The 12896-nt window shown below is 64.8% G+C and carries 13 protein-coding genes; 2 read left to right on the top strand and 11 right to left on the bottom strand.

From position 1 onward, the window contains the following. Entirely contained in the window at positions 1–801 is an 801-nt protein-coding gene (locus tag QE394_RS17380; RefSeq protein ID WP_349035144.1) for an alpha/beta fold hydrolase, read from the bottom strand. A 71-nt stretch (positions 802–872) separates the two neighbouring features. After that, on the bottom strand, positions 873–1226 hold the full coding sequence (locus QE394_RS17375; protein ID WP_056085177.1) for a hypothetical protein: 354 nt from the start codon (positions 1224–1226) through the stop codon (positions 873–875). A 117-nt stretch (positions 1227–1343) separates the two neighbouring features. Between QE394_RS17375 and nucS the strand changes: the two genes are divergently transcribed. Both nucS and QE394_RS17365 read left to right on the top strand, forming a co-directional pair. After that, on the top strand, positions 1344–2039 hold the full coding sequence (gene nucS / locus QE394_RS17370) for an endonuclease NucS (RefSeq protein ID WP_349035143.1): 696 nt from the start codon (positions 1344–1346) through the stop codon (positions 2037–2039). Between the two features lie 296 nt (positions 2040–2335). After that, positions 2336–2539, top strand: coding sequence for a cold-shock protein (locus tag QE394_RS17365; RefSeq protein ID WP_011692441.1), 204 nt, complete (start codon positions 2336–2338; stop codon positions 2537–2539). Between the two features lie 157 nt (positions 2540–2696). On the opposite strand, the gene QE394_RS17360 is transcribed toward QE394_RS17365, so the two are convergent. From QE394_RS17360 to QE394_RS17320, 9 genes are all read right to left on the bottom strand, one after another. Further along, a complete protein-coding gene (locus QE394_RS17360; RefSeq protein WP_349035142.1) occupies positions 2697–5231 on the bottom strand; it encodes a DUF2156 domain-containing protein in 2535 nt (844 codons plus the stop codon). Beyond that, complete coding sequence (locus tag QE394_RS17355; RefSeq protein ID WP_349035141.1) at positions 5228–6538, bottom strand: alpha/beta hydrolase-fold protein; 1311 nt, start codon at positions 6536–6538, stop codon at positions 5228–5230. The genes QE394_RS17360 and QE394_RS17355 overlap by 4 nt, the downstream gene beginning before the upstream one ends. Before the next feature lie 4 nt (positions 6539–6542). Next, the gene (locus QE394_RS17350) at positions 6543–6974 is read right to left on the bottom strand and encodes a DUF2550 domain-containing protein (RefSeq protein WP_056085174.1); all 432 of its coding nucleotides are present in this window, start codon (positions 6972–6974) and stop codon (positions 6543–6545) included. A gap of 10 nt (positions 6975–6984) precedes the next feature. Beyond that, positions 6985–7269, bottom strand: a complete 285-nt coding sequence (locus QE394_RS17345) for a F0F1 ATP synthase subunit epsilon (protein ID WP_015937515.1) — start codon at positions 7267–7269, stop codon at positions 6985–6987. Between the two features lies 1 nt (position 7270). Continuing rightward, positions 7271–8725 carry a F0F1 ATP synthase subunit beta gene (atpD, locus tag QE394_RS17340; protein WP_015937516.1) on the bottom strand — a complete coding sequence of 485 codons (1455 nt, stop codon included), beginning with the start codon at positions 8723–8725 and terminating at the stop codon, positions 7271–7273. Positions 8726–8808: 83 nt separating this feature from the next. Beyond that, entirely contained in the window at positions 8809–9699 is an 891-nt protein-coding gene (locus tag QE394_RS17335; protein ID WP_056085172.1) for a F0F1 ATP synthase subunit gamma, read from the bottom strand. Positions 9700–9772: 73 nt separating this feature from the next. Next, positions 9773–11410: a F0F1 ATP synthase subunit alpha gene (atpA, locus tag QE394_RS17330; RefSeq protein ID WP_056085170.1), complete on the bottom strand. Its 1638-nt coding sequence runs from the start codon at positions 11408–11410 to the stop codon at positions 9773–9775. Positions 11411–11487: 77 nt separating this feature from the next. Further along, the gene (locus tag QE394_RS17325) at positions 11488–12315 is read right to left on the bottom strand and encodes a F0F1 ATP synthase subunit delta (RefSeq protein WP_056085168.1); all 828 of its coding nucleotides are present in this window, start codon (positions 12313–12315) and stop codon (positions 11488–11490) included. Beyond that, positions 12315–12869, bottom strand: a complete 555-nt coding sequence (locus tag QE394_RS17320; RefSeq protein ID WP_056085167.1) for a F0F1 ATP synthase subunit B — start codon at positions 12867–12869, stop codon at positions 12315–12317. Before QE394_RS17320 ends, QE394_RS17325 begins: the two co-directional genes overlap by 1 nt. Positions 12870–12896 lie beyond the last annotated feature (27 nt).

The raw sequence follows: 12896 nt of genomic DNA, 5'->3' as shown, positions 1-12896 counted from the left end.
TCAGGAGGCGGCAGTCGCCGTAGGCCCGTCCCACTCCGTCGGCAGCGCAGCGGCGTTCCCGCCCGCGGCGGACACCCGCCCCACAATCTCGTTCAGGACCCGTGCAGCGTACTTCTCGCCCACCCACAGATGCTTTGCGCCGTCCACGCCCAGCACGTGCGCTTGGGGAACCAGGCTGAAGCGGGCTGCCGCCTCGGCGGGCTGGAGGAAGTCATCGTGCTCCGGCACCAGGACCGTCAGCGGTTTGCCTGATTCGGCCCACAGCTGCAGGTGTTTGTCCGTGGCCCGGTGCAGCGGCGGGGACAGCAGGACAGCACCCTCCACCTGCGAAGCGACAGGTTCGGTGGCCCCGTACATCAGGGCCAGTTCCGTGCCGAAGGACCAGCCCACCAGCCACCGGTTGGGCAGTCCGCGTTCGACGGCGAAGCGGACCGCCGCTTCCACGTCGTGGCGTTCACCGATGCCTTCCTCGAACGCACCTGTGCTGGTGCCCCGGGGGGAGCCGGTGCCGCGCGTGTTGAAACGCAGCACGGCGATGCCGGCCAGCGCCGGCAGCCGGTAGGACGCCTTGCGGTAGACGTGCGAGTCCATGAAGCCGCCGTGCGTGGGAAGCGGGTGCAGCGTGATCAGCGTGGCCCGGACCTCGCCGGACTCCGGCAGGGCGAGCTCGCCCACCAGCGTGTGCCCGTCCGCTGTCTGCAGCTCGACGTTCTCGCGCCTGGCCGGCAGCACTGTGGAGGCACGGATGGGAACGGGGCTAGCGGCCTGGCTGAATTCGTACGACGCCGGATCAAAAGTCATGCCTGCCAGCTTAGCGACAGCGGGCGGCTTCCCGGGCCGGGGCTCCCCCGCGCCGGCCGTTCAGTGCCGCGTCACCGGTACCGGTAGCTGCGTGAATTCCAGCAGTTCGTGTGCCAGTGGCGGCGTTCGGCGAGGCCGGCGGCGGCACCGAACAGGTGGTCGTCCTTCCAAACCACCAGGTGCGCCACCCCGGGCAGCACGGCGGTGGAACATTCGGGGCAGATGTAGGTCTTCGCCGCGTTCCGCGCTGTCATGCTGCGGACCATCCATTCCCCGTCCGGGGCGCTCTCCCGGCGGGCGATACCTGCCCGGGCCCGTTCGAGGTCCAGCTCGGGAATGTCACCGTTCCCCTTTTTCCCGGTTCCCCGCCCGGTTGCCGCAGCCTTCCCGGACACGGGACGGCGGGGACGGTTGGAGCGCGGCATGCCTCCATTCTGCCCCAACGGGACGGGACGCCACTGCAGTCTCTCCGCGACGGGTGATGCACTGCCGCCGGCGTCCACGTCGGTCTTCCCGCGCCGGTACCCGGTAGTGTGTACGGCGTGCGACTTGTGATTGCCCGATGCTCCGTTGATTATGTTGGCCGGCTCAAAGCCCATCTGCCCCTCGCCACCAGGCTCCTGCTGGTCAAGGCGGACGGCTCTGTCCTTGTGCATTCAGACGGTGGCTCGTACAAGCCCCTGAACTGGATGAGCCCGCCGGCCACGCTCCGTGTTTCGTCACCGGAGGACGTAGACCTGGAGCTGGGAGTCGCGGAGCTATGGACGGTCCAGTCCGCCAAGACGGATGACCGGCTGATCATCAATATCCATGAAAAGCTCAGCGAAACCTCGCACGACCTCGGCGTGGACCCGGGCCTGATCAAGGACGGCGTGGAAGCGGACCTCCAGCGGCTCCTGGCCGACCAGATCGAAACGCTGGGAACAGGCTATTCACTGATCCGGCGCGAATACTTCACGGCCATCGGCCCGGTGGACATTCTGGCCCGGGACGGCGACGGCGCAACGGTGGCCATCGAACTCAAGCGGCGCGGGGACATCGACGGCGTGGAGCAACTCACCCGCTACCTCGAGCTGTTGAACCGCGACCCCCTCCTGGCACCGGTGCGCGGCATTTTCGCTGCCCAGCAGATCAAGCCGCAGGCCAAGGTACTCGCCAACGACCGCGGGATTGATTGCGTCACCCTGGATTACGACGCAATGCGCGGTGTCGACGACAGTGAATCCCGGCTCTTCTAACGCCATTTGTCCTTCCGGCATTGGCCAATTGTGTTCGCAGAAGGCCCGCAACCCGGTTTTTACCTAAAATTTGTCCGTTTCCGCCGCCGAAGCGTTGACCTGCGGGAACGGGCATGAAATTCTTAAGTCAGTCTTTGTGTAGGTGTTTTTCATGCTCGCAAGACATGTTGCGAGCGCGAAGCTCCTGCAGGGCCAGTTCCTATTCCGGACGGCTATTCAGGATTCTTCTCGCGGAGTGACCAAGGCCGGTACGAAGTGTGCCGATCTTAAGAAAGTTCCACAATGAGGAGAAATAAATGGCACAGGGAACTGTGAAGTGGTTCAACGCTGAAAAGGGCTTCGGCTTCATTACCCCGGACGACTCCGACGGCGACGTCTTCGTCCACTACTCCGAGATCCAGACCGGCGGTTTCAAGACCCTCGACGAGAACCAGCGCGTTCAGTTCGAGATCGGCCAGGGCGCCAAGGGCCCGCAGGCCACCGGCGTTACGCTCGTCTAGTCTGCGGACAGACTGCTAAGCCTCATCAGCAAAGAATGGTCCCCGGCACACGTGCCGGGGACCATTCTTTTGCCCGCCGCATTGTTTGGGTGGCCTTTGGCCTTTGCTTTATGCCGGCCCGGTCCGGGCGTTTATGTGGCAGCGGACGCCGTCTTTGTCAGACTAAATTCCGGACCAGTCTCGCGCCCTGGGGCAGTGACAGGCCAGGCAGGTAGGCCCGGGTGAGGGCGCGGCCGATTGCCGGCAGCTGCAGGGGGTCCTGGTAGTAGAGGTACAACGCCCGGTACTCCGGCTTGAAACGGGACTTGAAGGCCGCCAATGACCGGAAGCCGTAGACGGGCTCCAGCGCGTGTCCCACCAGGTCCAGGATGCGGACCAGGTTCTTGGCTCCCCCCTGGGCAGTGTCCTCGGAAGCGCCGTCATTCGCGAGCGGTGAGCCGGACAGCGAAATTACCTCCACGGAGTCGCGCAGTTCCAGGACAGCAGAGGCGATCAGGAACTCCATCACGCCGGGGAAACCCTCGGCGCCCCGGCGCATCACGTCCAGCGTCCGGCTGACGAGGCGGCCGTCGTCGTACACGGGAAGCCAACTGGTGAACCCATGGACCCTGCCCTCACCGTCAACGGCAAGGCAGCACAGCACCTCATCGTCGTCGAGCCCGTCCACGCTGCCAAGGGTGAACCCCATTTCCGGAACAGACTTTCCGGCGGCCCATTCCTCGGACACTTCGCTCAGCCGGGTGCGCAAGGCAACCGGCAGCCCGCTGTAGGGACCCCAGACGGCATGGACTCCCAGCTTGGCTGCCCGGTTCAGCGCAGTCCGGACGTTCTGCCACTCCTTGCCCTTGAATTCCAGCTCCCGGATGGCCAGCCGGGTTTCCTGGGCCACCGATACCCGGGAGAAGCCGCGCTCACGCAGGAACGGCCAGACGGTGTCGTCGCAGGAATACAGTGCCGGAATCAGCGCCTCGCGCCGGCAATGGGAGAGGAATCCCTCCGTGACGGCAAGTTGGGATCCGGCGGGGCCGATGGCACATCCGAGGGTGAGGGCCACACTGCCGTGCCGCTGGTAGGCCATGGCGCCCTGGCCGTCCGGGCTGAACCAATAGGTATTCGGTTCCCACAGGGCCATCCAGGACAGCGGGCCGCCGCCCTGGTGGAGCAGCGTCCGCGCCCGTGCCCTGTCCTGCCGGCCGGAGTCGTGGCCATGGTTTCCACCCAGCAGCGCCCACCATACGGCTGCCAGCGCAATGAGCCAGAACACCGGTCCGGAATAGGCGAAGAGGACGGCCTCCACAGTGTTGCGGTCCGCGAAGACACGGTGGTAATGCTGCGGAATCGGCACCGGTACGTACTGCCTGGCCAACTCGGCAAACAGGCCCAGCATGCCGCCGTCGCGGGACATCCCGCCAGAGGCGAACCATGCGGTGGCATACGCGGCAGCCAGCACCCCCCAGGAGCCGCCCACCAGGACGGTAAGCGTGCGCCGGGCGGTGGGGAGGGTCTGCACCCGGAACTGCCTCCGGTTCAGCCACAGGATGACGGACAGCAGCAGCGGCACCACTACCAGCGGAAGCACATGGACAAAGGCGGACCCCATGGGCGCTGCGTGGGGGCCCTGCGGCCGGGAGGGAACGAGGGCGAACAGTGCAAGGTACACGGCGGCCAGGGCCGTCACGGCCAGCTGGATCGCCAACGCAATGTTCAGCGCCATCCTGCGTCCCCGGCGCATCCCGTCGGCGCAAATCAGCAGCAGGACCACCGGGACTACTGCCAGCGCCAGGCCGAACGGACCGGCGAAACCTGCCCTTCCCGCTTCAAGGCAGGACGCTTCCACGGTGGCCCCGCAATTGAAAGCCAGTTGGCCCAGCGTGGGCAGCGGGTTCAGGACAACGTCCCGGAGCAGCGCCAGCGGCCCGGTGGGCGCCCGGGTGATCCCGGTGAGGATGGGCCCGACGGCGAACACGGCCACCATCAGGGCCAGCAGGTTTCGGGCTTCCCTTCCGGTGGAGCGGTGCCGGTGGAGCCTGCCTTCGTCCCCTTGGATCCACCAGCCCACCAGCAGCCCCAGCAGTGCGCCCAGGAGTCCGATCACCGTCTCGGCATGGCCCACGTACAGGACCAGCAGGAGCGAGATCGAGAGTGCCGCCGTCCGCAGGCGCCGCTGCCAGAGCACCGGCAGCCGGGCGCTGCCTGCCATGCCTGCGGCGAGCACCGGGGCGTAGGGGCCAATCAGGATGACGTCGGTCATGGTGTCGAGCCAGCCGTCCCCCACGTAGGCCGCGAGCTGGGTGACCAGGAGGAACAGCGTGACGGCCGCGAACTGGCCGCCCAGGAACAGTGCAGCGGCAGCCCGGAATCCGAGTTTTCGTTCGGCCAGGCCCAGCAGCACAATGATCATCAATGCCGCCACCACATAAGCGGTGGGGTTGGTGGCGAAGAAGAGGCTGGTGAACAGCGACCACCAGCGGCCCTCGCGCAGTCCGGGACCGCTGACGCCGGCCACATCCAGCAGCTGCTCGGAGGGACCGGCCAGGAAGCTGTCCGTCGCCGCGCCGGTCCCCACAAACAGGGCAAGGACGGCAAGCGTGAACGGCATGGCCTTCAGCCCCGCTGCTGCCCTGCCCAGCGCTGGGCGGACCACGGTGTCCCAGGCCAAAGCCATGGTCCGGGTGTCCTGTCCGCCGCTCATCCGCCGGCCGCCCACTGGTCTGCGAGGAACTGCAGGGCATCGCCGAACCGCCTGGACGACGTGTCCCAGGAGTGCCCGGTGTGCTCCACCTCGTAGGCGCGCACGGTGAATCCGGCGTCCTGGGCGGCGGCGGCCAGGGTCCTGAGGTAGCCCACGAACTCAGTATCGTTCTGCCCTGCTGTCAGGTACAGGCCGTGGCCGTCAAAACGCTTGTCCGCCATGATGGCCAGCGGCGTCTGCCGCCGGAACGCCTCGGGGTCCCCCGGGAAGGCGGTGTCGATGGTCTTCTGGCGTTCCTTGGCGATGGCGGGCTCGGCTTCCGCAGAGAATGCGAGGACCTCGGGGAACAGGTCCGGGTGGCGGGTTCCCAGCTGGATGGCGCAGGTGCCGCCGAATGAGAATCCCCCTACCGCCCAGTGCGCATTGTTCGTGTCAACGGCAAGGGTGGAGCTGATCCACCGCGGCACATCCTGCGACAGATAGGTATCAGCGTGGGCGATCTGGCTGTCCATGCACATGGTGTTGGCGTTCTGCGACCCGTTGGCGTCGGGGACCACCACCACGGGAGCCACGCCGCCATGCGCGGCAGCAAAGGAGTCCATGTGGCCGCGGAGGGCACCGCCGGTCAGCCAGTCGGCCGGACCACCGGGCTGGCCGGCGATGAGGACCAAAACGGGCAACGCCGGACGGTTCTGTGCAAAGTACGCCGGAGGAAGGTAGATGAAGGCGTCCCGGGTATCCATGCCGGAGATGGGGCCCGGAATGGCGGCCTTGCGCAGGACTCCCCCGTCCGGGATGTCCCCTTGCGGGCGCCAGCCCTGCAGCGCCACGCCGTCGGGCGTTCCCGCCGGCCTAACGAGGTTTTGTTCCAGGGCAGGAATGCGGGCAAGGGCGGTGCCCATCAGGTCGCTCACCGTGCGGTTGAGGCCGAAGTAGGCGTTGATTTGCACGCTCGACAGGGCAATCACCAGCAGTACGGCCGCCAGGCCACCGCCACGGCGGCGCCAGGAGTTGCGCGGCAGGAGGAACAGCCACAGGAGGACCGCGGCCACAGCGGGCACCAGCCACAGGAGGACCGGGTCCGGGATGTTTTCCGGGAAAACGGAATACAGGTTGATAAGCGCCCAGTGGACAGAGGCCACCAGCGCAAAGGCCACGGCAACGGCGGCAATGACCCGGTAGAGCCAGTGCAGCGGACCGTACGGCGGCGGCGGCAGCAGGAGGAACGCGGCTCCGGCGAGGCCCAGGATCAGCGAGGCCCAGTAGAGGGGGCCGTCGGTCAGCCGGACATCAAAGATCCAGTCCACGCGGCTAACGCCAGGTGCCGACGCCGATGACCGGACCGGCTTCCAGCCACGAAGACAGGCCCGTGTAGGCATCGAACTTCATGGCGAGCCGGAGGTCCTGGCCCTCGTAGCGCAGCTCCACGATGACGACGTCCGGCTGTACCTTGACGGCTTCGGCTTCGGTGGGCTTGCGGCGGCCAAGGAGTTCAAGGGAATGCCGCTTGAACTTGTGTTTTGGGCGGACACTGAGCGAGAGCAGCCGGAACCACTCAAGGTCGTTGTCCTGATAACGACAAACCCCCATCTGCCAGCTGTTTCCAGCCATGCAAATGGAGGCGTCCACCGTGCCGAGGGCACGCCGCAGGTTAAAGCGGCGCACCCCCGAAAGGCACAGTGCAAAAATCAGCAATCCGAAGGCGACTGCCAGTGCGATGAACGAAATACCCGGTGCGTCCATCAAGGTCGTGCTAGCGGATCCCAGCGGTAGCCGAGCCGCCCAGCTGGGCGTTGTCAGCAACAATGACTACCCGGTTGTTGTCGACGGAGAAGAACCCGCCGTCAACATCGACCGCAATACGGTCCCCGGACACCGGCTGAATCGCGAGTTCACCTTCGGCCAGGATCGCCAGCAGGGGCGAGTGGCCGGGCAGGATTCCGATCTCACCATCACTGGTGCGGGCCTTGACCATCGTGGCCGCTCCGGACCACACAAAGTGGTCCGCTGCGACAATCTCAACCTCAAGCTCAGCCATATTACTTGGTCTGTTCCTGGATCTTGGCCCACTGGCGCTCAACGTCATCGAGGCCGCCGACGTTGAAGAACGCCTGCTCCGCAATGTGGTCGAGCTCGCCGTCGCAGATGGCGGTGAAGCCTTCGACGGTGTCCTTGATGGAAACCGTGGAGCCTTCGACGCCGGTGAACTGCTTGGCGGTGTAGGTGTTCTGCGAAAGGAACTGCTGGATACGGCGTGCACGCGACACGACGATCTTGTCCTCTTCGGAGAGTTCGTCAACGCCGAGGATGGCGATGATGTCCTGGAGTTCCTTGTTCTTCTGCAGGATCTGCTTCACACGGACAGCCGTGTTGTAGTGGTCCTTGCCGATGTACTGCGGGTCCAGGATTCGTGACGTGGACGTCAGCGGATCCACGGCCGGGTACAGGCCACGGGATGCGATTTCACGGGAAAGTTCCGTGGTGGCGTCCAGGTGCGCGAACGTGGTGGCCGGGGCCGGGTCGGTGTAGTCATCTGCGGGAACGTAGATGGCCTGCATCGAGGTGATGGAGTGGCCCTTGGTGGAGGTAATGCGCTCCTGCAGGAGACCCATTTCGTCGGCCAGGTTGGGCTGGTAGCCCACGGCGGACGGCATGCGGCCGAGCAGGGTGGAAACCTCGGAACCTGCCTGCGTGAAGCGGAAGATGTTGTCGATGAACAGCAGCACGTCCTGGTTCTGGACATCGCGGAAGTACTCCGCCATGGTCAGGGCGGACAGGGCTACGCGGAGGCGCGTTCCCGGCGGCTCATCCATCTGGCCGAATACAAGGGCGGTGTCCTTGAGGACGCCTGCCTCTTCCATTTCAACCCAGAGGTCGTTGCCCTCACGGGTACGCTCGCCAACACCGGCGAACACGGAAGTACCACCGAAGTTGCGGGCAACACGGGTGATCATTTCCTGGATCAGAACGGTCTTGCCCACGCCGGCGCCACCGAACAGGCCGATCTTGCCACCCTTGATGTATGGGGTGAGAAGGTCAATGACCTTGATGCCGGTTTCCAGCATCTCGGTGGAGCCTTCGAGCGAAGCGAAGGCGGGTGCCTTGCGGTGGATCGGCCAGCGTTCGCTGATGTCCAGCTCCGACTCGGTAACGTCCAGGGGCTGGCCCAGCACGTTGAAGATGTGGCCCTTGACGCCGTCGCCGACGGGGACGGAGATGGGGGCACCGGAGTCCACCACTGAGGTGCCGCGGACCAGTCCGTCAGTAGCCTGCAGGGAGATGGCGCGGACGAGGTTGTCGCCCAGGTGCTGGGAGGTCTCGAACGTGATGGTCTTGGTCTCACCGTTGAGAGTAATCTCGGTGGTGAGGGCGTTATAGATCGACGGGATTGCGTCAGCCGGGAATTCGACGTCGACAACCGGGCCGATTACGCGCGCAATACGGCCGGTGGCACCGGACGTTGCGGCTACGTGTTCGGTAGCAGTGGCAGTCATCTCTCTCACTTCACTCAGTAGATGGCGTGGGGTTAAGTTTATCTGTTGTGGTGCAGGTTCCGCGGAATCCGGGGCAGTGCAGGCTAGGACGCAAGTGCGTCGGCGCCGGCAACAATCTCGGAGAGCTCCTGCGTGATTTCAGCCTGGCGGGCCGTGTTGCGCAGACGCGTGTACTTCTTGATCAGGTCCGTGGCATTGTCCCCTGCCGACTTCATCGCGCGCTGGCGGGCAGCCAGTTCGGATGCGGCGGCCTGCAGCATTGCTGCGAACAGGCGCGACTCGATGTAGCGGGGCAGCAGCGCGTCGAGGACCTGTTCGGTCTCTGGCTCGAACTCGTACAGCGGCAGCAGGTCCGACTCGGAGGCGGCTTCCTCTTCCACTACCTCAAGGGGCAGCAGGCGGATGACCGTGGGCTCCTGGGTGACCATGGACTTGAAGCGCGTGTAGACAACATGGATTTCGTCCACGCCGCCGTCTTCGAACTCCGCAGCAAAGTCGGCCAGCAACGCGGCGCCGATTTCACGAGCGGTGCTGAACTCGGGTGCGTCGGTTCCTCCGGTCCAGACCCGCGCATATTCGCGGTTCCGGAAGTCGAAGTAAGCCTGGGACTTGCGTCCCACGAGGTAGGTCTTGACTTCCTTGCCTTCGGCGTGGAGCAGCTCGTTGAGACCTTCCGCCTGCTTGAGGACGCTGGCCGAGTACGAACCTGCCAGGCCGCGGTCCGAGGTAATTACCAGGACGGCGGCACGGCGGATCTGCTCCGGCTCAGTGGTCAGCGGGTGGTCGATTTCGCTTTGGCTGGCGACAGCAGAAACGGCGCGCGTGATCGCGTTCGCGTAAGGCAGTGAAGCTGCTACGCGCGCGCGGGCCTTCCCGATGCGCGAGGTAGCGATCAGTTCCATCGCCTTGAAGATCTTGCGCATCGACGTGGTCGAGCTGATCTTCTGGCGGTAGACCCGGATCTGGGCTCCCATACTTATCCTTTCCTAACATTCCGTAAACCGGGTGTGCCGGACCCTGCGGGCCCGGCACACCCGGCCGTCGGAACTAGCGCTTCTGCTTGACGATCTTTTCCTGGTCGACTTCGCCCTCGGAGATGGCGTCATGAGCCTCGTGGCCTGCGCCCACCAAGTGGTTGTCGCCCTCGCCGAAGAAGCCCTTCTTGAAGTCGATGATGGCGGACTTCAGAGCTGCAGCGGTGTCATCGTCCATCACGTTGGTCTGCGCCAGCGTGGTGAGGATGGAGGACTTGTGCTTGAGGTGTTCCAGGAACTCGGTTTCGAACCGGTTCACGTCCTCAACCGGGACGTCATCCAGGTGGCCGTTGGTGCCTGCCCAGATGGAGACAACCTGGTCCTCAACGGGGAACGGTGAGTACTGGCCCTGCTTGAGCAGTTCCATCAGGCGGGCTCCACGGGTGAGCTGCTGGCGTGAGGCGGCGTCCAGGTCCGAGGCAAACATGGCGAACGCCTGCATGTCACGGTACTGGGCGAGTTCCAGCTTCAACGTGCCGGAGACCTTCTTCATGGACTTCACCTGCGCTGCACCGCCAACGCGGGACACCGAGACGCCCACGTCGACTGCGGGACGCTGGTTGGCGTTGAAGAGGTCCGACTGCAGGAAGATCTGGCCGTCGGTGATGGAGATGACGTTGGTCGGGATGTAGGCGGACACGTCGTTCGCCTTGGTCTCGATCAGCGGCAGGCCCGTCATGGAACCGGCACCGAGCTCGTCGGAGAGCTTTGCACAACGCTCCAGGAGACGGGAGTGCAAGTAGAAGACGTCACCCGGGTATGCTTCGCGTCCCGGCGGGCGGCGGAGAAGCAGGGACACGGCGCGGTAGGCTTCGGCCTGCTTGGACAGGTCATCAAACACGATGAGGACGTGCTTGCCGCCGTACATCCAGTGCTGGCCGATCGCGGAACCGGCGTACGGTGCCAGGTACTTGAAGCCGGCAGGGTCGGATGCGGGAGACGCCACGATGGTGGTGTACTCAAGCGCGCCGTTGTCCTCGAGGGTCTGGCGGACAGCGGCAATGGTGGATGCCTTCTGGCCGATCGCCACGTAGATGCAGCGGACCTGCTTGGTCACATCGCCGGAAGCCCAGTTGGCCTTCTGGTTGATGATGGTGTCGATCGCGATGGCCGACTTGCCGGTCTGGCGGTCACCAATGATCAGCTGACGCTGGCCGCGGCCGATCGGGATCATGGCGTCGATGGCCTTGAGACCGGTCTGCATCGGCTCGTGCACCGACTTGCGCTGCGTCACGCCGGGAGCCTGGAGCTCCAGGGCACGGGTGGTTTCAGCCTTGATCTCGCCGAGGTCGTCGATGGGCACGCCCAGCGGGTCGACAACGCGGCCGAGGAAGGCGTCGCCCACGGGCACGGACAGGACCTGTCCGGTGCGGTGGACTTCCTGGCCTTCTTCGATGCCGGTGAAGTCGCCGAGGATGATGACGCCGATTTCGCGGACGTCAAGGTTCTGGGCGAGGCCCAGGGTACCGTCCTCGAAGCGCAGCAGCTCGTTCGCCATGACCGAGGGAAGGCCCTCAACACGGGCGATGCCGTCACTAGCGGTGGTTACGCGGCCGACCTCTACGCGTTCTGCGTTTCCGGGTTCGTAGGACGCCGCGAACTCGTTCAGCGCATTACGGACGTCGTCGGCGTTGATGGTCAATTCGGCCATCTGCAGTCCCTGCTCTCCTGTTTTGTGATCACCGTCAGGTGACCGGGGTTTCTATCAGTTTGGTTGTGCTTGTCCGGCTAGCCGGCCAGCTGGCGTTGCAGCTCGCCCAGGCGGCTGATGACCGAAGCGTCGAGCACTTCGTCACCCACCTGGACGCGGATGCCGCCAATGAGTGCCGGATCAACGTTGATGTTGACCTTTAGTTCCCGTCCGTACAGCGCGTTCAGGCCCGCCTGGAGGCGGGACAACTGCGTCGACGTCAGGGGACGGGTCACGCTGACCGTTGCAATCCAGCGCTGCTGCCGCTTGGCCGCCAACTCGGCGAACCGTTCCACCAGGCGCGTCGCCTTGATGCCGCGGGGCTGGGTGACTGCCTGGGTAATGAGGACTTTTGCTTCCTCACTGACACCGGGCACCAGCTTTTCGGCAAGGGCAGCCTTGGCGGCCCCGCTGGCCTGTGGTTCGGACAGAGCACGTTGTACCTCGTGGCTGGACGCCACGGTCTGGTTGAAGGAGAACAGGTCGTTCTCCAGTTCTTCCAGGCCAGTGATGCCGGAGGCAGAAACGGCCGACTTGTTTTCAGCAACGGAAATGACCACCGTTGCGGCAAGAGTCTCGAGTGCATCGCCGATGTCCCGCGCAGATGCCCAGCGTGAACCGGCCAATCCGCCCGCGACCTCTGCAGCATCAGCGGAGACTTTTCCGCCAACCAGCTGCCTGACCAGCGCCGACTTTTCGTCACCGTTACGGGACGGGTCAGTCAGGGCGCGGCGCAAGCCAGCCGAGCTGTCCACCATTCCCAGAATTCCGAAGAGTTCCTTTGCCAGCTGCAGCGACGCGGTGGGAAGCTTTACTTCCAGCGCGGTCAGCGCTGTTGCCAGCGATTCGCTCGATACGCCTGCCATTACTTAGCTGCACCTGCGCTCTGGGTCTCCAGATCTGCCAGGAACCGGTCCACGACCCGTGCTGCGCGGTCGTCGTCGTTGAGCGATTCGCCCACGATGCGGCCGGCAAGAGTGGTGGCCAGGGTGCCAACCTCGGAGCGCAGGGACACAACGGCCGCCTGGCGCTCGGATTCGATCTGTGCGTGTGCCTGCGCAGTGATGCGCGCAGACTCGGCAGCAGCCTTCTCCTTGAGGTCCGCGAGGATCTGCGCACCTTCGGCGCGTGCTTCCTCACGGATGCGGTTTGCTTCGGTGCGGGCGTCGGTCAGCTGCTGCTTGTACTCTTCGAGTGCAGCAGACGCCTCAGCCTGGGCTTTTTCAGCCTTGGCAATGCCGCCTTCGATGGCTTCGGCTCGCTCGGCAAAGGTCTTCTCGAACATCGGGACAACAAACTTGACCACGATGAACATGAGAATCGCGAAGCCAACCAGGACAACGCCCATTTCCCAAAGGTTGGGAACGAGGGGGTTAACCTTTTCGCCTTCAGTGGCGGCTGAGATGATCAGCTGATTCATATTTCACCCGTCCTTATCTACTCGGTT

It is taken from the genome of Pseudarthrobacter sp. SORGH_AS 212, from assembly GCF_030818145.1.
Classification (GTDB): domain Bacteria; phylum Actinomycetota; class Actinomycetes; order Actinomycetales; family Micrococcaceae; genus Arthrobacter.
The sequence above is the reverse complement of the archived record's forward strand: the minus strand, read 5'-3'. Positions and strand labels throughout refer to the sequence as shown.